The organism is Bradyrhizobium sp. CCGB20, from assembly GCF_024199855.1.
In the GTDB taxonomy this organism is placed as follows: Bacteria; Pseudomonadota; Alphaproteobacteria; order Rhizobiales; family Xanthobacteraceae; genus Bradyrhizobium.
Map to the genome: position 1 here is coordinate 2,746,513 of NZ_JANADN010000001.1, position 18,116 is coordinate 2,764,628.

Annotated in this window: 16 protein-coding genes; 12 read left to right on the forward strand and 4 right to left on the reverse strand. The window is 63.3% G+C overall.

All coding sequences use genetic code 11. The features are described 5' to 3' along the window. Positions 1-36 precede the first annotated feature (36 nt). The 4 genes from NLM15_RS12755 to NLM15_RS12770 all read left to right on the forward strand — a co-directional run bounded on the left by NLM15_RS12755 (position 37) and on the right by NLM15_RS12770 (position 3,560). Entirely contained in the window at positions 37-270 is a 234-nt protein-coding gene (locus NLM15_RS12755) for a hypothetical protein (RefSeq protein WP_254117288.1), read from the forward strand. 376 nt (positions 271-646) lie between these two features. Then, positions 647-1,645, forward strand: coding sequence for a TRAP transporter substrate-binding protein (locus NLM15_RS12760; protein ID WP_254117289.1), 999 nt, complete (start codon positions 647-649; stop codon positions 1,643-1,645). Positions 1,646-1,728: 83 nt separating this feature from the next. Further along, positions 1,729-2,244, forward strand: a complete 516-nt coding sequence (locus NLM15_RS12765; RefSeq protein WP_254117290.1) for a TRAP transporter small permease — start codon at positions 1,729-1,731, stop codon at positions 2,242-2,244. After that, positions 2,241-3,560, forward strand: a complete 1,320-nt coding sequence (locus NLM15_RS12770) for a TRAP transporter large permease (RefSeq protein WP_254117291.1) — start codon at positions 2,241-2,243, stop codon at positions 3,558-3,560. The genes NLM15_RS12765 and NLM15_RS12770 overlap by 4 nt, the downstream gene beginning before the upstream one ends. 48 nt (positions 3,561-3,608) lie before the next feature. Here the strand turns inward: NLM15_RS12770 and NLM15_RS12775 are convergent, their stop codons facing one another. Further along, positions 3,609-4,883, reverse strand: coding sequence for a serine hydrolase (locus tag NLM15_RS12775; protein ID WP_254117292.1), 1,275 nt, complete (start codon positions 4,881-4,883; stop codon positions 3,609-3,611). Between the two features lie 157 nt (positions 4,884-5,040). Between NLM15_RS12775 and NLM15_RS12780 the strand changes: the two genes are divergently transcribed. Then, positions 5,041-5,958, forward strand: a complete 918-nt coding sequence (locus NLM15_RS12780; protein WP_254117293.1) for a dioxygenase — start codon at positions 5,041-5,043, stop codon at positions 5,956-5,958. Positions 5,959-6,230: 272 nt separating this feature from the next. Further along, positions 6,231-7,070 carry a Crp/Fnr family transcriptional regulator gene (locus NLM15_RS12785; protein WP_254117294.1) on the forward strand — a complete coding sequence of 280 codons (840 nt, stop codon included), beginning with the start codon at positions 6,231-6,233 and terminating at the stop codon, positions 7,068-7,070. Positions 7,071-7,122: 52 nt separating this feature from the next. On the opposite strand, the gene NLM15_RS12790 is transcribed toward NLM15_RS12785, so the two are convergent. From NLM15_RS12790 to NLM15_RS12800, 3 genes are all read right to left on the reverse strand, one after another. Then, positions 7,123-7,866 carry a hypothetical protein gene (locus NLM15_RS12790; RefSeq protein WP_254117295.1) on the reverse strand — a complete coding sequence of 248 codons (744 nt, stop codon included), beginning with the start codon at positions 7,864-7,866 and terminating at the stop codon, positions 7,123-7,125. A gap of 353 nt (positions 7,867-8,219) precedes the next feature. Further along, the gene (locus NLM15_RS12795) at positions 8,220-9,950 is read right to left on the reverse strand and encodes a bifunctional protein-serine/threonine kinase/phosphatase (protein WP_254117296.1); all 1,731 of its coding nucleotides are present in this window, start codon (positions 9,948-9,950) and stop codon (positions 8,220-8,222) included. 66 nt (positions 9,951-10,016) lie between these two features. Beyond that, on the reverse strand, positions 10,017-10,856 hold the full coding sequence (locus NLM15_RS12800) for a formate/nitrite transporter family protein (protein WP_254117297.1): 840 nt from the start codon (positions 10,854-10,856) through the stop codon (positions 10,017-10,019). A 671-nt stretch (positions 10,857-11,527) separates the two neighbouring features. On the opposite strand from NLM15_RS12800, the gene NLM15_RS12805 reads away from it, so the two are divergent. The 6 genes from NLM15_RS12805 to NLM15_RS12830 all read left to right on the forward strand — a co-directional run bounded on the left by NLM15_RS12805 (position 11,528) and on the right by NLM15_RS12830 (position 18,114). Continuing rightward, positions 11,528-12,838 carry a CmpA/NrtA family ABC transporter substrate-binding protein gene (locus NLM15_RS12805; protein ID WP_254117298.1) on the forward strand — a complete coding sequence of 437 codons (1,311 nt, stop codon included), beginning with the start codon at positions 11,528-11,530 and terminating at the stop codon, positions 12,836-12,838. A gap of 62 nt (positions 12,839-12,900) precedes the next feature. After that, complete coding sequence (ntrB, locus tag NLM15_RS12810; RefSeq protein WP_254117299.1) at positions 12,901-13,797, forward strand: nitrate ABC transporter permease; 897 nt, start codon at positions 12,901-12,903, stop codon at positions 13,795-13,797. Positions 13,798-13,810: 13 nt separating this feature from the next. Further along, entirely contained in the window at positions 13,811-14,605 is a 795-nt protein-coding gene (locus NLM15_RS12815) for an ABC transporter ATP-binding protein (protein WP_254117300.1), read from the forward strand. 337 nt (positions 14,606-14,942) lie between these two features. Further along, entirely contained in the window at positions 14,943-16,334 is a 1,392-nt protein-coding gene (locus NLM15_RS12820) for an MFS transporter (RefSeq protein WP_254117301.1), read from the forward strand. A 123-nt stretch (positions 16,335-16,457) separates the two neighbouring features. Next, entirely contained in the window at positions 16,458-16,886 is a 429-nt protein-coding gene (locus NLM15_RS12825; protein WP_254117302.1) for a globin family protein, read from the forward strand. Positions 16,887-16,896: 10 nt separating this feature from the next. Continuing rightward, on the forward strand, positions 16,897-18,114 hold the full coding sequence (locus NLM15_RS12830; protein ID WP_254117303.1) for an FAD-dependent oxidoreductase: 1,218 nt from the start codon (positions 16,897-16,899) through the stop codon (positions 18,112-18,114). Positions 18,115-18,116: the final 2 nt, after the last annotated feature.

Here is an 18,116-nt window from a genome sequence, read left to right on the forward strand (position 1 = left end):
GCCGGTTGGAATGCCCGGCGATTGGAGGAGAGGAAAATGAAGCTGAGAATCGCAACTGCAGCGCTGATGCTTACTGCATTGTCCCTGCCGGCGTTCGCCGCCGACGAGTTCTATGTCGTGCAGGACGTCAAAACGAAGAAGTGCACAATCGTCGACAAGAAGCCGATGGACACGACCATGACCGTCGTCAGCCCGTCGGGCACGATCTACAAGTCGCGCACCGAAGCCGAGAGCGGCATGAAGACCGTCAAGGTCTGCACGTCAAACTGAGGAAGATGACAGATGCCAGTTCTGATTTTGTGGGCCGTGCCGGCCGTGCTGGTGATCGGCGGCGGCATTTATCTGATCGGCCACATGCACTGAGAGGCGAGCGGGTCTGTGCGTGCAGCGCACGGGCCCGCTAGTCTTCGGTGCTCCCCGCGAGTTGGGGGGAGACGGCCCATGCGGCCTGCTGCGCGCCCAACAGGGGCGCGAGTTGCAGTGCAGCAGGTCGCGCGGAAACAGCCCTGCGACGAAGAGTACCTCCGGCGCACGCGAAATCACTTCCGTCCCGCCGACGTTTTTCATACGCTTGTCTCTAGCACGCCGCATACCGGCTGCGCTCACGGCCCGGCTACAGGGCCGGAGCATCAAGGGAGGGGAGACGATGAAGCGAAGGTCATTTCTCGCTGGTCTCGGTGCGACCACTGCGGCGGCCACGATCGGCATGCCGTCGATCCTCAGGGCGCAAGCACCGATCACGCTGAACGGCGCGGTCCAGTTCAACGACGACCATGCCTTCAACCGGGCACTGATCCGGTTCGAGGAGCTGGTGAAGCAGTATTACGGCAAGCCGGTCAACTTCACGCTGCACAAGAACTCCTCGCTCGGCCTCGAGAAGCAGTATTTCGAGTACATGTCGCAGGGCAAGGCGGTCGATTACGGCATCGTCTCGCCGGCCCACATGTCGACCTTCGCCAAGGCGGCCCCGTTCATCGATGCGCCCTTCGTGTTCAAGGGCATCGAGCACATGAACAAGGTGGTGGAAGCCAATATCCTGGCGCCGATCGCCGATGAGGTCGAGGCGAAAGCCGAGGTCGTTCTGATCGGTTATTCCGGTGGCGGAATCCGCAACATCTTCGCCAACAAGCCGCTCAAGACTCTCGCCGATCTCAAGGGCCTCAAGGTTCGCGTGCAGGGCGCGCCGATCTGGTCGAAGACCTTTGCGGCAGTCGGCATGAGCCCGACGGTGATCGCCTACAACGAAATCTACAACGCGATCCAGAACGGTGTGATATCGGCCGGCGAGAACGAGGCGGCCGGCGTCGAGGCGATGAAGTTCTACGAGGTGGCCCCGCATCTCAGCCTGACCCAGCACGCCGTATCGATCCGGCCGATCTGCTTCTCGGTGAAGACGCTGAAGACCTTGCCGAAGGACCTGCAGGACGCGATCAGGAAGGCCGGCAAGGAGGCCGGCGACTACGGCCGTCAGCTCGAGTCGAGCGAGGAGGTCGTCAAGCTCGACACGCTCGAGAAGGCCGGCAAGCTCAAGCGCGTTCCCTTCGAGGAGCGCGACGCCATGAAGAAGCTCGCCGACCCCGTGATGGCCACCTACGCCAAAGACATTGGTGCAGAAGTTATTTTCGAGAAGATCAACGTCGCCTGAGATCGTTGCGTCCGCCGACGGCAATCCGGGCAGGCCCCGCTTCTTGCCCGGACGTGGCGGATGAGTTGCCGCACGGAGCCCCAATGTCTGAAATGCCCGTCCCGTCCACACCGTCGCTGTGGCGTCGCGTCACGGCCGCCTATGCGAAATTGCTGGAATTCCTGCTGGCCGCCTGCGTCGGCGTCCTGATCATTCCGGTCACGCTGCAGATCATCTCGCGCTACACGCCCTTCATTCCGTCCTACATCTGGACGGAGGAAATGGCCCGGTTCCTGTTCGTCTGGACGATCATGATCGGCGCCATGGTCGGTGTGCGGGAAGCGCAGCATTTCGAGGTCGACGTGTGGCCCGACCTGTCGCGGCGGTCGGAGGCCGCGGTGCGGATCCTCGCGCGGCTCGGCGTGCTCGCGCTGACGCTGGTGTTCGTATCAGCCGGCCTCGAGTTCACCCGCTTTGCCTGGAACAGAACTTCGGAGCTGGCCGATCTGCCGCTTTGGCTGATCCACGTCGCCTGGCCCGTGACCGGCGCGACGTGGATCGTCTTTGCGGGCGAACAGATCATCGATGAAATGCGCATTCTGGTCGGGGCAGGGCGATGAGCGGCAATGTACTCTCCGCCGGACAGGCTGCGATGGTGCTGTTCGGGGTCTTCATCGGCCTGCTCATCGTGCGCGTGCCGGTCGCCTTCGCGCTCGGCCTCGCCTGCGTGCCGATCCTGCTGATCGAGCCGCATCTGTCGCTGATGACGCTCGCGCAGGAAACATTCAATGCCTACAATTCGTTCATCCTGCTGGCGGTGCCGTTCTTCCTGCTGACGGCGAACCTGATGAGCATCGGCGGCATCACCGACCGGCTGGTGGCGCTGTCGCGCTCGATGGTCGGGCACTGGCCGGGGTCGCTGGCGCAGATCAACGTCGTGCTGTCGGTCTTCTTTGCGGGCATCTCGGGCTCTTCCACCGCCGATGCGGCGAGCCAGTCCAAGATCTTCATCGATGCGCAGACGAAGGAGGGCTACGATCTCTCGTTCTCCATCGCCATCACCGCGGTTTCTGCGGTGCTTGCGGTCATCATCCCGCCGTCGATCCTGATGATCGTGTGGGGCGGATTGATCTCGACCTCGATTGCGGCGATGTATCTGGCCGGCATCGTGCCGGGCCTGCTGATCGCGGGCGCGCAGATGGCGACGGTGCACATCTATGCGGTGCGCCGCGGCTATCCGACCTATCCGAAGGCGACCTGGGTCGAGATGCGATGCGCCATCTGGCAGTCGCTACCGGCGCTGATGACGCCGTTCATCATCGTCGGCGGCATTCTGCTCGGATGGTTCACCGCGACCGAGTCCGCCTGCGTTGCGGTGCTCTATTCCGTCGTGCTGTCGGCGTTCTTCTACCGCGAGACGGGTCCACGCGAATTGTACAAGGCGCTGCTCGACACCGGGCGTCTTGCCGGCGTGGCGCTGTTTTGTGTCGGCACCGCAAGTGCGTTCGGCTGGCTGCTCGCCTACTACAAGATCCCGCAAGCGCTGTTGGCGAACGTCTCGACATGGGGGATGGGCGTCGTCGCCGCCGGTTTCTTCATCTCGTTCTGCTTTCTGGTGGTGGGCTGCTTCCTCGACGCCATCCCGGCCATCATCATCGTCGGTACCGTGCTGGAGCCGCTGGCCAAGTCCGTCGATCTCCATCCGGTCCAGTTCGCGATCATTTCCATCGTCTCGCTGGCGTTCGGACTGGTGACGCCGCCCTATGGCTTGTGCCTGATGATCGCTTGTTCGATCGCCGGCGTGCGGCTGCGCTACGCCTTGAAGGACACCGTGATCATGCTGGTGCCAATGCTGCTCGTGCTGGCGGCCGTCATCATCTGGCCCAGCGTGTCGCTGTTCCTGCCGCGCCTGATCGTACCGGAGATGTTGAAATGAGCAGGGCTCGATCCCGCGGCCCTGAGGCCGCGGGACCGGTTCGATTGCTCAGAGATTGCTGTCGGTGATCGCGGCATAGACCATGCTGCGCAGCTCGCGGCGGAGCGGATAGGCGCTCGACGGCAGCACCTGCGTCATGAAGATGGTGATCAGCTCCTCGGCCGGGTCGATCCAGAACGAGGTCGTGGCCGCACCGCCCCAACTATACTCGCCCGGGCTGCCGGCGATCAGCGTCTCCGCCGGGCGCATGGTCACGGCGAAGCCCAGGCCGAAGCCGATGCCGTTATAGCTCGCCTCCGAGAACAGGGAGCGGGAGACTTCCGGCAGCGCGCGATCGCCCGGAATGTGATTGCTCGTCATCAGCGCCAGTGTCTTCGGCCCGATCAGGCGGATGCCGCCCAGCTCGCCGCCATTGAGCAGCGCGCGGCAGAAGGTGAGATAGTCGGCGATCGTCGAGCACAGCCCGCCGCCGCCCGAGATGAACGAGGGCGGGGACAGGAACGAGCTCTGGGTCGGATCGTCCTGGAGCGTCAGGCCCTCGCGGCGCTGGCCGGCATGGAAGGTCATGCCGCCGCCCGGATCGGCGGAATAGCAGGCTGCGAAACGGTGCGCTTTGGCGGCCGGCACGTGAAAATCAGTGTCGGTCATGCCGAGCGGATCGAGGATGCGTTGCTTCAGGAACTGTTCGAAGGGGATCCCGGAGATCTTGCCGATGAGATAGCCGAGCACGTCGGTCGCGACGGAGTAGTTCCAGGACTCGCCGGGCGAGAACTCCAGCGGGATCTTTGCGAGGGCCTCGATCATGGTCTGGAGCGTGCCGGCTTTCTCGACCTCGCCGATCTTTTCGGTGCGATAGGCGGCATCGACGTTGGAGCGCTGCTGGAAGCCGTAGGTGAGGCCGGCAGTGTGGCGCAGGAGATCGACGATCAGCATCGGCCGGGACGGCGGCCGGGTGAGGAAGGCCGGCGCGGTGCCGGCGACGAACACGCCGAGATCTTTCCATTCCGGAATATACTTGGCGACGGGCTCGTCGATCGCGACGAGCCCTTCCTCGACCAGCATCATGAAGGCGACGCTGGTGAGCGGCTTGGTCATGGAATAGATGCGGTAGATGGTGTCGTCCTTGACCGGAACCTTGCGCTCGACATCGGCAAAGCCCTGCACCGAGCTGTGGGCGATCTTGCCGCGGCGATAGACCAGCAGCTGCGTGCCCGGGAAGCGGCCGGCATCGATGTATCGGCTTTTCAGATGCGCATCGACGCGGTCGAGCGCGGCCTTGGACATGCCGACGGATTCGGGCGAGGCGGGGGTAGGTGCGAGCATCAGTTCCTCCGGACGGTTTTGTTCAGAGGTGATAGCGAAATCGTGCCCCCATTCCAAGCCGGTCCGCGCTTAACGCGGGCCCCCCGGCTGGTGTAGGCTCACCCTAGAACCCCCTCGGGGACCAACAAGAAGATCGAAAACGGGAAGCCCAATTGCCATGACCCAGTTCAACGAGACCGAACTCACCGAAGCCGTCGTCAAGAGCTTCGACAACACGCCCGATGCGCGCGCGAAATTCCTGCTTCAGGAACTGGTGAAGTCGCTGCACGATTACGTGAGCAAGACCGGTCTCACCTTCCCCGAGTGGGAATACGCGATCGATTTCCTGACCCGCACCGGCCAGAAATGCACCGATACCCGCCAGGAGTTCATCCTGCTGTCCGACGTGCTCGGCGTCTCCATGCTGGTCGATGCCGTCAACCACCGCGACCGCGAAGGGGCCACCGAGACCACCGTGCTCGGCCCGTTTTATGTCGGCGAACACAAGGTCACCGCGCACGGCACCGACATCTCGCCGAACAACCAAACCGGCGAACGGATGTTCGTGCAGAGCCGCGTCACCGATCTCAACGGCAAGCCGCTCGCCAATGTCCCCGTCGACGTCTGGCATGCGGACGATGACGGCTTCTACGATTCACAGAAGGCGAATTATGACGAGGTCGGCGCCTCGGCGCGGGCGCGGTTCATCACCGATAGCGACGGCCGCTTCTTCTTCCGCACCATTTTGCCGTGCAGCTACCCGATCCCGACCGATGGCCCCGTCGGCGAGATGATCGTGCAGACCAGGCGCCATCCGATGCGCCCGGCCCATGTGCACTTCCTGGTCAACGCGAAGGGCTACGAGCCGCTGATCACGCATGTCTTCATGGACGGCGACAAATATCTCGATTCCGACGTGGTGTTCGGGGTCAAGGACGACCTCGTCGCCAAGGTCGAGCCGCGCCACGATCCGGCGATGCCTGACGGGACCAAGGCGAGCGGGCAGTGGCACCTGATGACCTACGAATTCCACCTCAAGCCGGGCGGCGGCATGGCGCCGAAACCGCTCGGGGCGAAGGCGGCGGAGCCGGCGTGACGGCTCGCCGGAAACGCGGCAGTCTTGGCCCAGGTCGTCCGCTCTGCTTCGAGCTGCGCCAACGGCAGGCTCGCGCGTTGCTGCAATCTGACTGGCCGATCACATCGTGGGGCATTCCGCCGAGCGGCAAAGATCGCGAATAGTATGATGTATGCAAGATCGTGGTTGCGCGGCGAGGGCGCCCATCAAGTCTCCGCAAATGTCCGTGCTTGATCTCGACCAATGGCTCTGTTTGGATAGTTGATGTTCGGCAATTCGTATTTCGGATAATCATGGTAGATGAAATCAGCGGATACCGTCGTTCATCGGGGGCTCGCTCGCAAGAAGGCATCGTGACTGTCCACCGCACGGGCACCGGGAATCGGTTGCTGGCGGCGTTGCCACCAGCGGATCTCGGCTTGCTCACGCCCTACTTCCAGAAGGTCTCGTTCGAACCCGGTGCCGTCCTGGTGCGCTCGGGCGACGAGCTCGACCCGGTTTGTTTTCCCCATAGCGGCGCAATCGCCTTCATGCTCGACATGCCGGACGGGCAAACGGTCGCAACCGCGTTGATGGGACGGGAAGGCGCTCTGGCCTCGTTCTCCGTGCTCGGCCCGTCGCTTTCATCCGTGACCGCGGTTGCACGCATGGCCGGCACGGCATCGCTGATTTCCGCCAGCAGATTTCGGGCTGCCTATGGGCAAAGCGCAGCCATCAGGAATGTCGTGCAGGTCCACGTCCGCGCGGTGATGCTGCAGCTCCAGCATGTAGCCGCTTGCAACGCGCTGCACCGGGTGGATAGCCGCATGGCACGCTGGCTCCTGCAGCTTCACGACCGCGTTCCCGATGACCGGCTTCCGGTGACGCAGGAGGCGCTTGCGCAATTGCTTGGTGTGCGACGGACGACAGTGACCCTGACTATGAACAAGCTGCGCGAAGCCGGCGCCGTCCCGTCCGACCGGCGCGGGTTCGTAGAGATCGATCGGGCGCGGCTCGAGAGGGTCGCATGCGATTGCTATGCGCTGATGCAGCGAAACATTGATCGGATGTATTGTCAGGAATTGGAGGCGCCGCAGCCGGCCTCGGCGCCGTTCCGGGAAAGCGCCATCGTCGCCTCCAACGGAGCGGGATAATAAATCCAGGCCGCTTCAGTCCTTGAGCTCTGAAACCGCTCGCGTTTGCTGTTCAGAGCGGCAGAAGTGCTGCTGCCTTCTGCAGTCCATCACTGGATTCGAGTTCATTCGACCGCGCGAAGACAATCCGGGATCTCAAGGCTATTTCCGCGTCGTCCCTGCCATCTTGGCCTATCAGGATCAATCCGGCGCCGCCATTGGCGACGTTCAGAATGATCGGCTCACCGCTCCAGGTTTTTATTGGCTCCATGCCAATGATGAGGAATTCACCCGTGGGCTGGTCGAAATATTGAATGCGCAATTGAGGACCGACCTCGGCCGCGGCAAGCGCGAAGCCGAGCTTCCGGGCGCGGGCGTAAATGGAGGCCAATGTCACGGTATCGGTCTTGAAGCCAAGCTCGGCCGCTGACACGGCCACAAGCTCCACGTCGATTGCCTTGGAGCCGATGGTGAAAGCCGGTCGGGCAAGAATTTCGCCAGCTGCCCCGCCAACATTGCAGCCTGCGGCATCAAGAGCACGACGCAGCGCGATCCGGTCGGCAAAGTTGCCCATCGTAATCCTCTTCCATGTCGGGACGTCGCGGGCTGACGTGATGAGCTTTTGAGGCACGTCGACCGGGCGCGCCTTGTTGCCTTTCAACTGGTTCTGCAAAACGTCGCGAGCCGTGCACTGAGCCCAGGCGCTGTTTGCGAATTGAAGGACAAGGCAAGCAGCGCAAAACACCGAAAGGATGAAGTATCGGCCGGCACGCGGAGTCTTCGAGCCGCAACCGGCTCGGTTCGCCAGAACAGACATGTCGAATATCCATTCGGTCGTAGCACTTGAAAAAGCCCGCCTCCGAGTCAATGGGAAGAGCGGAGGGTGATGCATCAACGAAACATCGCCGGCCGACTTTAAAATGCGTCCGGGGGCGGGGCGCTAATGGCTCAAGTATTCCCATTCCAATGACGGGCGGCAGTCCGCAAGCCTGGTCGCCCGCCCATCAGACCTAACGAGGAATGATGCAGTTTGAAGAGTAGCACTGCGGTCTTGTTGGTTCAATCTTGAACTGGGCTGACCTCTCCTGCATGCCCGCGTAGGAAGAGTAGTGCGCTGACGTTCAACCGAGTCCGCTCGGCAAGATCGCGACGTCTGTGCCCTTATTCCCTCTAACGTGCGTGCAGCAGCGCCAGAAGGACGACGACGGCGCAGGCGAGCGCCGCCGAGGTCAGCTTCCAGAACATCAGCGGGCTGCGCTCCAGCAGGGGCGTGATCCGCGTGTTGAGGTAGGCCGGATTTGGCGTGCGAAGTTCGAAGACGAATTCGGACAGGTCCTCGTGCCGCTTGTAGGGATCGGGATGGAGCGCGCGCCTGAGCGCCCCGTCGACCCAGGCCGGCACGTTGCGGTCGTCGTCGGCCGGGCGATACTGAAGTCTCCGCACGTCCGCCTTGCGCCGGATCCTGGCGACCTGGGTGCCATAGGGGAGCTTTCCCGTGAGCAGCTGGTAGCAGATCACGGCCAGCGAGAACATGTCGGAGCGCGGCGAGCCGCCCTGCCCAAGAAAATACTCGGGCGCCGTATACTGGACCGTCCCCAGGATTTCGTCCGCTTCCTCTCGTGGCGCGGCCTCCGCGACGCCGGCGACCCTGACCGATCCGAAGTCGATGATCTTCGCGGTGCCGGTCTTGTCGATCAGGATGTTGTCGGGCCTGAGATCCTGATGCAGCATTTCCATGCGGTGGAAGGCGCGCAGGCCGGCGGCGATCTGCTCGACCAGTCCGCGCACGGTTTCCAGATCGGGGCGCGGATTGTCGGTCATCCACTGCTTCAACGTCTGCCCTTCGACGAATTCGGTCGCGACGTAGAGGTAGCTGCGCCGGCGCGACTGCGACAGCGGCTTGAGCACATGCGGGCTGTCGATCCGGCGCGCGATCCATTCCTCCATCAGGAAGCGCTTGAGATAGGCGGGGTTGTCGCGCAAATCGATCGACGGCAGCTTGAGCGCGACCGGCTCCTCGGTCTCGGCGTCGACCGCGAGGTAGATGTGACTGCGGCTGCTGCCGTGGATTTCGCGGACGATCCTGTAGCCGTCGAAGATCGTCCGCGGCTCCGGCAGCGGAGGCAGCGGCAATTGCGATGTCTGATTGAAGATGCCGGCCGGCTCGCGTTGCGGCACGGCGTCGATGCGCAGGATCTGGACGGTGATGTTGTCGTCGCTGCCGCGCCGGTAGGCTTCCTCGACGATCGCCTTCGCCGCCTCGTCGAGCTCGGCTGCGTGCTCGCCGAGTGCGTTCGTCATGAAGCGCTGATCGACGAATTCATAGGCGCCGTCGGTCGCGAGGATGAAGGTATCGCCGGCCTCGATCTCGAACGCCTGGTAGTCGATCTCGAGTTGCGGATTGATGCCGAGTGCGCGGCCGAGATAGGTCTGCTCCGACGAGACGATGATCCGGTGATCGTCGGTCAGCTGCTCGAGCGCCTTGCCGGCGACGCGATAGACGCGGCAGTCGCCGACATGGAAGATGTGTGCGGTGGTCGCCTTGATGACCATGGCGCTGAGGGTGCAGACATAGCCCTTGTCACGGTCATAGGCATATTGGCTCTTGCGCGTCTGCGCGTGCAGCCAGGAATTGGTCGCGTCCAGCACGCGGCGGGCGGAGGTCTTCACCGTCCAGGATTCCGACGTGCAGTAATAGTCCATCAGGAAGCTCTTGACCGCCGACTCGCTGGCGATCTGGCTCACCGTGCTGCTGGAGATACCGTCGGCCAGAACGGCCGAGATCCCCTTCAGGCTGAGCAGTGGCTCCTCGGGGATGAGGACGCCGTGAAAATCCTGGTTGATGGGCTTGCGACCCTTGTCGGAGTGCTGGCCGACCGAGATCTGGAGTCCGCGGGTCATCGTCGCCACCGGAAGAGGGGAGCCTCACCCTGCTCGGGCGAGGCTCCCCTGTCGAGACGTATTCGATCAGGCCGCGACGCGGGTCGGCGCAGTCGTGCCGGCCTGACGCTTCGGCTTGGTCATGACGTGCGTGGTGTAGAGGGTCATGCCGGTGAAGGCGAGGCCACCGACGAGGTTGCCCAGCACGGTCGGGATCTCGTTCCAGATCAGGTAATCCATAATCGAGAATTTTGCGTGCAGCATCAGGCCCGAGGGGAACAGGAACATGTTCACCACGGAATGCTCGAACACCATGTAGAAGAACACCAGGATCGGCATCCACATCGCGATGACCTTGCCGGGGACCGAGGTCGAGATCATGGCGCCGACGACGCCGGTCGACACCATCCAGTTGCAAAGCATGCCGCGCAAGAACAGCGTCGCCATGCCGGCTGCGCCGTGGGCCGCGTAGCCCAGCGTGCGGCCCTCGCCGATGTTACCGATGGCCGCGCCGATCTTGTCGGGGGCCTGCGTGAAGCCGAACGTCGTGACGAAGGCCATCATGAAGGCGACGGTGAAGGCGCCGGCGAAGTTGCCGACGAAGACCAGGCCCCAGTTGCGCAACACGCCGCCCATGGTGACGCCGGGACGCTTGTCGATCAGGGCGAGCGGCGAGAGCACGAACACGCCGGTCAAGAGGTCGAAGCCCAGCAGATAGAGCATGACGAAGCCGACCGGAAACAGCAGCGCGCCGACCAGCGGCTGGCCGGTGTTGACGTTGATGGTGACGGCAAACCAGGCCGCCAGCGCGAGGATGGCGCCGGCCATATAGGCGCGGATGATGGTATCCCGGGTGGACATGAAGATCTTGGACTCGCCTGCATCCACCATCTTGGTGACGAATTCCGAGGGCGCGAGATACGACATCAATGGTTCCTTTTGCTTCGTAAGTGAGAGCGACACGCCCGGGAGCGCGGCTGAACGTCATGGGACGTGCGGGCTGGCCTGCCGCACGCGAGCTATGGAAAGTCTGGAAGCCTTGGGAATCGCGTCACGACGACTGAGCCGGGAAAGGCCGCGAAGCAGTTGAGCTTCCGGAATGCAGCCGCCAGAGGCTGCAACAATGCGGCAAGCCGCAGTCTTCGTTGACAGCAAAGGATAAGCAAGTTGCGTGCCGACTGTAGGCATCAGAAAGATGTAGCGAAATCAATGTGATGCGTTGGCGCCCGACCTTGCTCGGGCGCGACGCCGGGCCTCTTGCCTGAGCTGTTGCACAGTCTTTGTGCGTCGCACAAGAATTGTGCAGGCCGCAAATTTCCGATGCGGAACACCCCTGCGGCAGTCTGGCGCGGGCGCCGTAACCCACTCATTATCCAGCGTTTTTCGGCGTGCGAAGCTTGGCACGAAGCTTGAATAGTTCCAGGCCGACGCCATTGAAGCCGTCCCGCGAGACTTCTCATCCGATTTGCTGACGCCACCAGACGGGGGTTTCCCCGTCGTTGCGTTCGCATGCGCCAAAGCCGGCGTCACGGACGGACGGGCTGCTCGCGAGCACTGACGCCAACAATTCTGCAACGATGCAAAGGACGACACCGCCTATGACCACGCGCATCCGCCGGCCCTCGGGCCTGAGCCGCCGTCAATTGTTGAAGGCCACCGGCTCGACCGCCGCCCTTCTCGCCGCAGCAAAACTGAATTTCCCCGCCGGCGCCTTCGCGCAGGATTCAGGTCCCGAGGTCAAGGGTGCCAAGCTCGGCTTCATCGCGCTGACCGATGCGACCCCGCTCTTCGTCGCCAAGGAGAAGGGCATCTTCGCCAAATACGGCATGCCCGACGTCGAAGTGCAGAAGCAGGCCTCCTGGGGCACCACGCGCGACAACCTCGTGCTCGGCTCCGAGGGCAACGGCATCGACGGCGCGCACATCCTCACCCCGATGCCGTATTTGATCTCGGCCGGCAAGGTGACGCAGAACAACCAGCCGACGCCGATGTACATCCTGGCGCGCCTGAACCTCAACGGTCAGTGCATCTCGGTCGCCAAGGAATATGCCGACCTCAAGGTCGGCATCGACACCGCGCCCTTCAAGACCGCGCTGGAGAAGAAGAAGGCCGGCGGCAAGGCCGTGAAGGCGGCGATGACCTTCCCGGGCGGCACGCATGATCTCTGGATCCGCTACTGGCTCGCCGCCGGCGGCATCGATCCGGACAAGGACATCGAAACCATCGTGGTGCCGCCGCCGCAGATGGTCGCCAACATGAAGGTTGGCACCATGGACTGCTTCTGCGTCTGCGAGCCCTGGAACCTGCAGCTCATCCACCAGGAGATCGGCTACACCGCGATCACCACCGGCGAGCTCTGGGACAAGCATCCCGAAAAGTCGTTCGGCATGCGCGCGGCCTGGGTCGATAAATATCCGAAGGCGGCGAAGGCACTGCTGATGGCGGTGATGGAAGCCCAGCAATGGGCCGAGAAGGCCGAGAACCGCGAGGAGGCCGCGGTGATCTGCGCCAAGCGCCAGTGGATCAACTGCCCGGTCGAGGACATCACCGACCGCATGAAGGGCAAGTTCGACTACGGCACCGGCCGCGTCGTCGACAACTCGCCGCAGCAGATGCGCTTCTGGAAGGACCAGGCCTCCTATCCGTTCCAGAGCCACGACCTCTGGTTCCTCACCGAGGACATCCGCTGGGGCAAGTACGAGGCGAATTTCGACACCAAGGCCCTCATCGCCAAGGTCAACCGCGAGGACCTCTGGAAGGATGCGGCCAAGACGCTCGGCGTCGCCGCCTCCGACATCCCGACCTCAACCTCGCGCGGCAAGGAGACCTTCTTCGACGGCAAGGTGTTCGATCCAGAAAATCCGGCGGCCTATCTGAAATCGCTCGCGATCAAGCGCGTCGAAGTCTGATGGAGCCAGCGGCCGCCTTTTGGGCGGCCGCATCGCCCTTGGAAAGCCGGAGAGATATTGCGATGAACATGCCTGCCACGAAAATCGAGGTTGAGACCGCGATGCCCGCGGTCGTTGCCGCACCCGTCGTCGCGATGACGCCAAAGCGTCCGCCGCGCGCTGAGACCTACGCACGGATGGCGCGGGAGACCGCTGTGCGCGTGATTCCGCCGCTGGTCGTGATCGCGCTGCTGACGCTGGTGTGGGAGCTGGTCTGCCGCCGCGCCGGCTCGGCCCTGCCGCCGCCGTCAAAGGTATTCAAGGACACCAAGGAATTGATCCTTGATCCGTTCTTCGACCATGGCGGCATCGACAAGGGCTTGTTCTGGCATCTCTCGGCAAGTCTTCAGCGCGTCGCGCTCGGCTATTCGCTGTCCGCGATCGCCGGCATCGCGCTCGGCGTGCTGGTCGGTCAGTCGGTCTGGGCGATGCGCGGGCTCGATCCGCTGTTCCAGGTGCTGCGCACCATCCCGCCGCTCGCCTGGCTGCCGCTCTCGCTTGCGGCGTTCCGTGACGGCCAGCCTTCGGCGATCTTCGTCATCTTCATCACCTCGATCTGGCCGATCATCATCAACACCGCGGTCGGCATCCGCAACATCCCGCAGGACTACCGCAATGTCGCGGCCGTCGTGCAGCTCAACCCGCTCGAGTTCTTCGGCAAGATCATGATTCCGGCGGCGGCGCCCTACATCTTCACTGGCTTGCGCATCGGCATCGGCCTGTCCTGGCTCGCCATCATCGCGGCCGAAATGCTGATCGGCGGCGTCGGCATCGGCTTCTTCATCTGGGACGCCTGGAACTCCTCGCATATCAGCGAGATCATCCTGGCGCTGTTCTATGTCGGCATCGTCGGCTTCGTGCTCGATCGCCTGATCGCGGGCCTCGGCAAGATCGTCACCCGCGGCACGGCGCAGAATTGAGGGAGAAGAGCACATGACCACCTATCTGAAGCTCGACCACATCGACAAGATTTTTACCCGCGGCGCTGCGACCACCGAAGTGCTCAAGGACATCAACCTCTCGATCGAGAAGGGCGAATACGTCTCGATCATCGGCCATTCCGGCTGCGGCAAGTCGACTTTGCTCAACATCATCGCAGGCCTGACCGGCGCCTCGACCGGAGGCGTGCTGCTCGAGAACCGCGAGGTCAACTCGCCAGGTCCCGATCGCGCGGTGGTGTTCCAGAACCACAGCCTGTTGCCGTGGCTGACGGTCTACGAGAACGTCAAGCTCGGCGTCGACAAGGTCTTTGCCAGGACCAAATCCCGCGCCGAACGCGACGCCTGGGTCATGCACAATCTCAACCTGGTGCAGATGGCTCACGCCAGGGACAAGCGTCCTTCCGAAATCTCCGGCGGCATGAAGCAGCGCGTCGGCATCGCCCGTGCGCTGGCGATGGAGCCGAAAGTACTGCTGCTCGATGAGCCCTTCGGCGCGCTCGACGCGCTGACCCGCGCGCATTTGCAGGATTCGGTGATGGCGCTGCATCAGAAGCTCGGCAACACCATCTTGATGATCACCCACGACGTCGACGAGGCGGTGCTGCTGTCCGACCGCATCGTGATGATGACGAACGGGCCGAGCGCGCGCATCGGCGAGGTGCTGGAGGTGCCGCTCGCACGTCCCCGCAAGCGGCTCGATCTCGCGACCAACGCCACCTATTTGAAGTGCCGCCACCGCGTGCTCGAATTCCTCTATGAGCGTCATCGCTTCGTCGAGGCCGCGTAAACGAAGGTTTAACGCGCACGATGGGCGCGCCTAAATAATCGACACCTCGCTCAATCCTTGTGCGCCGCACAAGGATTGAGCGAATCGCAAGATTTGCGAGCGAAATACACCTGCCGGAACTTCGGGCAATACGAATAAGCTCCTGAATTCCCTGTATTTCCCGAACGCGCGCAATTGGCACGGAAATTGAAATGTCAATTTGCGACGCCAACGACGACGTCCCTCAACATCATCAATCAGCATCGTGAACTCGCCACCGGGGCTTGGCCTCGGCGCGCGCCTCCATGCGGAGGCAGAGCCTGCAACGACGCAGCGGTGAGCCTAGAAGGGATTATCAATGACGACGAATCCGACACGGAATCCGACGTGGATTTCAGACTGGCGCCCCGAAGATGAGGCGTTCTGGAATGCGACTGGCAAGACTATCGCGCGACGCAACCTGATCTGGTCGATCGTGGCCGAGCACATCGGCTTCTCGGTCTGGCTGATCTGGAGCATCGTCACCACCAAGCTGCCGCAGGCAGGCTTCCACTACACCACCGACCAGCTGTTCCAGCTCGTCGCGGTGCCGGGGCTCATCGGCGCCTTGATGCGCTTTCCCTACACATTCGCGGTGACGACGTTCGGTGGCCGCAACTGGACCATCTTCAGCGCGGCAATTCTGTTCATTCCGACGCTGTCACTCGCCTGGTTCGTCAGCCATCCCGACACGCCGTTCTGGCTGATGCTGCTGGTTGCCTCGACCGCGGGCCTCGGCGGCGGCAACTTCGCCTCCAGCATGACCAACATCTCCTTCTTCTTCCCCGACCGGATGAAGGGATGGGCACTCGGCCTGAACGCCGCCGGCGGCAATATCGGTGTCTCCAGCGTCCAGCTCCTGACCCCGATCCTGATGACGCTCGCCGTCATCAACCTGTTCCAGGCAAGCCCGGTCGATGGCATCTTCCTCCAGAATGCCGGCCTGATGTGGGTGCTGCCGATCGCGATCGCGGTGTTCGGTGCGGTGTTCTTCATGAACAACCTGACCACGGCCAAATCGTCGATCGGGAACCAGCTTGCCGTCGTCAAGCGCAAGCACACCTGGATCATGGCGTATCTCTATATCGGCACGTTCGGATCCTTCATCGGCTACTCCGCGGCGTTTCCGCTGCTGATCAAGACGCAGTTTCCGACGGTGACGATCGCGATCGCGTTCCTGGGGCCGCTGGTCGGCTCGCTGTCGCGTCCGCTCGGCGGCTGGCTCGCCGACAGGATCGGCGGCTCGATCATCACCTTCTGGAATTTCATCGTGATGGCGGGCGCCACGGTCGGCGTGCTCTACTTCGTCGGACAAAAGGATTTCATCGGCTTCCTGTCGATGTTCCTGGTGCTATTCGTCACGACGGGCATCGGCAACGGCTCGACCTATCGCATGATCCCCTCGATCTTCCGCGAGCAGAACCTGTTCAAGGTGCGCGGCAAGGGCGACGCGGCGCGCGCACTTGCGCTGAAGACGGCGAGCATCGAGAGCGGTGCGGCGGTCGGCTTCATCGGCGCGATCGGCGCGGTCGGCGGCTATCTGATCCCGACCGGCTTCGGCAAGTCGATCGCCATGACCGGCGGCCCGCAACTCGCGCTCGCGATCTATCTTGGCTTCTACGCGTCCTGCCTCGCTTTGACCTGGTGGTTCTATCTGCGTCGCAGCCCGCAGGGCGAGGGCGCAGGAAGCCTCGCCGAAGCGCGTGTGTGACACTTGGTATGAAACTCGCTTCTCCCCGTACGCGGGGAGGAGCTCTCTCTGATGACGTTTGATCCATGAACTTTTTCCGCAACGGCGCGGACAAAGGCAGACCGAAACAGACAGGAAAACATCATGACGCCCGAACAGATCATTCTCGTCCAGCAGAGCTTTTCCAAGGTCGCGCCGATTTCAGAGGCGGCCGCAGTGCTGTTCTACGATCGCCTGTTCGAGGTTGCGCCATCCGTGCGCGCGATGTTTCCCGAGGACATGACCGAGCAGCGCAAGAAGCTGATGGGCATGCTCGCCGCCGTCGTCGGCGGCCTGTCGAAACTGGACTCGATTCTTCCTGCGGCCTCCGCGCTCGCCAAACGCCATGTCGCCTACGGTGCGAAGGCCGAGCACTATCCGGTGGTCGGCGCGACCTTGCTCTGGACCCTCGAGAAGGGCCTCGGCGAGGCCTGGACGCCCGAACTCGCCACGGCCTGGACCGACGCCTATGGCGTGCTGTCCGGCTACATGATTTCCGAGGCCTATGGCGCGCAAGCGCAGGCCGCCGAATAGGAGATGCCTTGTGAGTGAACCGCTCGTCATCGTCGGTAACGGTATGGCGGCCGCGCGTCTGGTCGACGAGCTCGCCAAGACCGCGCTCGGCCGCTACGCGGTCGCCGTGATCGGCGAAGAGCCGCGGCTCGCTTACAATCGCGTGCTGCTCTCCTCGGTGCTGGCCGGCGAGACCGGCTCGCACGAGATCGAGCTGAGGCCGGCCGACTGGTGGCGCCATCGCGGCGTCACGGTGCGCTACGGTTATCGCGTCACCGAGATCGACACCGGCCGCCGCGAGCTGAAGATCGAAGGCGAAGAGAGCATGGAATATTCCAAGCTCGTGCTCGCCACCGGCTCGACACCGCTGCGGCTCAACGTGCCGGGCGCAGATCTCGCCGGGGTTCACACCTTCCGCGACACGCGCGACGTCGACCTGCTGCTGACGCTAGCTGCGGCGAAGAAGCGCGTCGTCGTGGTCGGCGGCGGCCTGCTCGGGCTTGAAGCGGCCTATGGCCTTGCGAAAGCCGGCGCTCCGGTGACGCTGCTGCACCTGATGGACCGGCTGATGGAGCGCCAGCTCGATCTGCCGGCGGCCGATCTGCTGAAGACGCTGGTCGAGCGCAAGGGCATCCGCATCCTGCTCAATGCGTCGACCGCCCGTATTCATGGCGAAGGCCATGTCGAAGCCGTCGAGCTTGCCGACGGCAGCCGCATCGAGGCCGACGCCGTGATCTTCGCCGCCGGTATCAGGCCGAACGTGGCGCTGGCCAAGGACGCCGGCATCGCGGTCAACCGCGGCATCGTCGTCAATGATGAGATGCAGACGGCCTCGCCCGACATCTACGCGCTCGGCGAATGCGCCGAGCATCGCGGCACCTGCTATGGCCTGGTCGAGCCGGCCTATGAGCAGGCGCGCGTGCTGGCGCGGCATCTCGCCGGCCGTCCCGCCGCCTATCAGGGCAGCGTGGTCTCGACCAATCTGAAGGTCTCGGGCGTCAGCGTGTTCTCCGCCGGCGACTTCCTGGGCGGGGAGGGCAGCGAGAGCCTCGTGCTCACGGACCGCAGGCGCGGCACCTACAAGAAGCTCGTCATCGCCGACGGCCGGCTCACCGGCGCGGTGCTGATCGGCGATACCGTCGATGCGCTCTGGTACCTCGAGCTGATCCGCAATCGCGACAAGGTGGCGGCGATCCGCACCGACATGATGTTCGGCCGCGCGCTGGCGCGTCCCTCCAAAGCGGCTTGATG

What these genes read in the sequence shown, in the direction of transcription:
- NLM15_RS12785 (WP_254117294.1), top strand. Translation starts at nt 6,231, where the DNA reads ATGGTAGATGAAATCAGCGGATACCGTCGTTCATCGGGGGCTCGCTCG.
- NLM15_RS12790 (WP_254117295.1), bottom strand. Translation starts at nt 7,866, where the DNA reads ATGTCTGTTCTGGCGAACCGAGCCGGTTGCGGCTCGAAGACTCCGCGT.
- NLM15_RS12825 (WP_254117302.1), top strand. Translation starts at nt 16,458, where the DNA reads ATGACGCCCGAACAGATCATTCTCGTCCAGCAGAGCTTTTCCAAGGTC.
- NLM15_RS12820 (WP_254117301.1), top strand. Translation starts at nt 14,943, where the DNA reads ATGACGACGAATCCGACACGGAATCCGACGTGGATTTCAGACTGGCGC.
- NLM15_RS12755 (WP_254117288.1), top strand. Translation starts at nt 37, where the DNA reads ATGAAGCTGAGAATCGCAACTGCAGCGCTGATGCTTACTGCATTGTCC.
- NLM15_RS12765 (WP_254117290.1), top strand. Translation starts at nt 1,729, where the DNA reads ATGTCTGAAATGCCCGTCCCGTCCACACCGTCGCTGTGGCGTCGCGTC.
- NLM15_RS12805 (WP_254117298.1), top strand. Translation starts at nt 11,528, where the DNA reads ATGACCACGCGCATCCGCCGGCCCTCGGGCCTGAGCCGCCGTCAATTG.
- NLM15_RS12800 (WP_254117297.1), bottom strand. Translation starts at nt 10,856, where the DNA reads ATGTCGTATCTCGCGCCCTCGGAATTCGTCACCAAGATGGTGGATGCA.
- NLM15_RS12780 (WP_254117293.1), top strand. Translation starts at nt 5,041, where the DNA reads ATGACCCAGTTCAACGAGACCGAACTCACCGAAGCCGTCGTCAAGAGC.
- NLM15_RS12795 (WP_254117296.1), bottom strand. Translation starts at nt 9,950, where the DNA reads ATGACCCGCGGACTCCAGATCTCGGTCGGCCAGCACTCCGACAAGGGT.
- ntrB (WP_254117299.1), top strand. Translation starts at nt 12,901, where the DNA reads ATGAACATGCCTGCCACGAAAATCGAGGTTGAGACCGCGATGCCCGCG.
- NLM15_RS12775 (WP_254117292.1), bottom strand. Translation starts at nt 4,883, where the DNA reads ATGCTCGCACCTACCCCCGCCTCGCCCGAATCCGTCGGCATGTCCAAG.
- NLM15_RS12815 (WP_254117300.1), top strand. Translation starts at nt 13,811, where the DNA reads ATGACCACCTATCTGAAGCTCGACCACATCGACAAGATTTTTACCCGC.
- NLM15_RS12770 (WP_254117291.1), top strand. Translation starts at nt 2,241, where the DNA reads ATGAGCGGCAATGTACTCTCCGCCGGACAGGCTGCGATGGTGCTGTTC.
- NLM15_RS12760 (WP_254117289.1), top strand. Translation starts at nt 647, where the DNA reads ATGAAGCGAAGGTCATTTCTCGCTGGTCTCGGTGCGACCACTGCGGCG.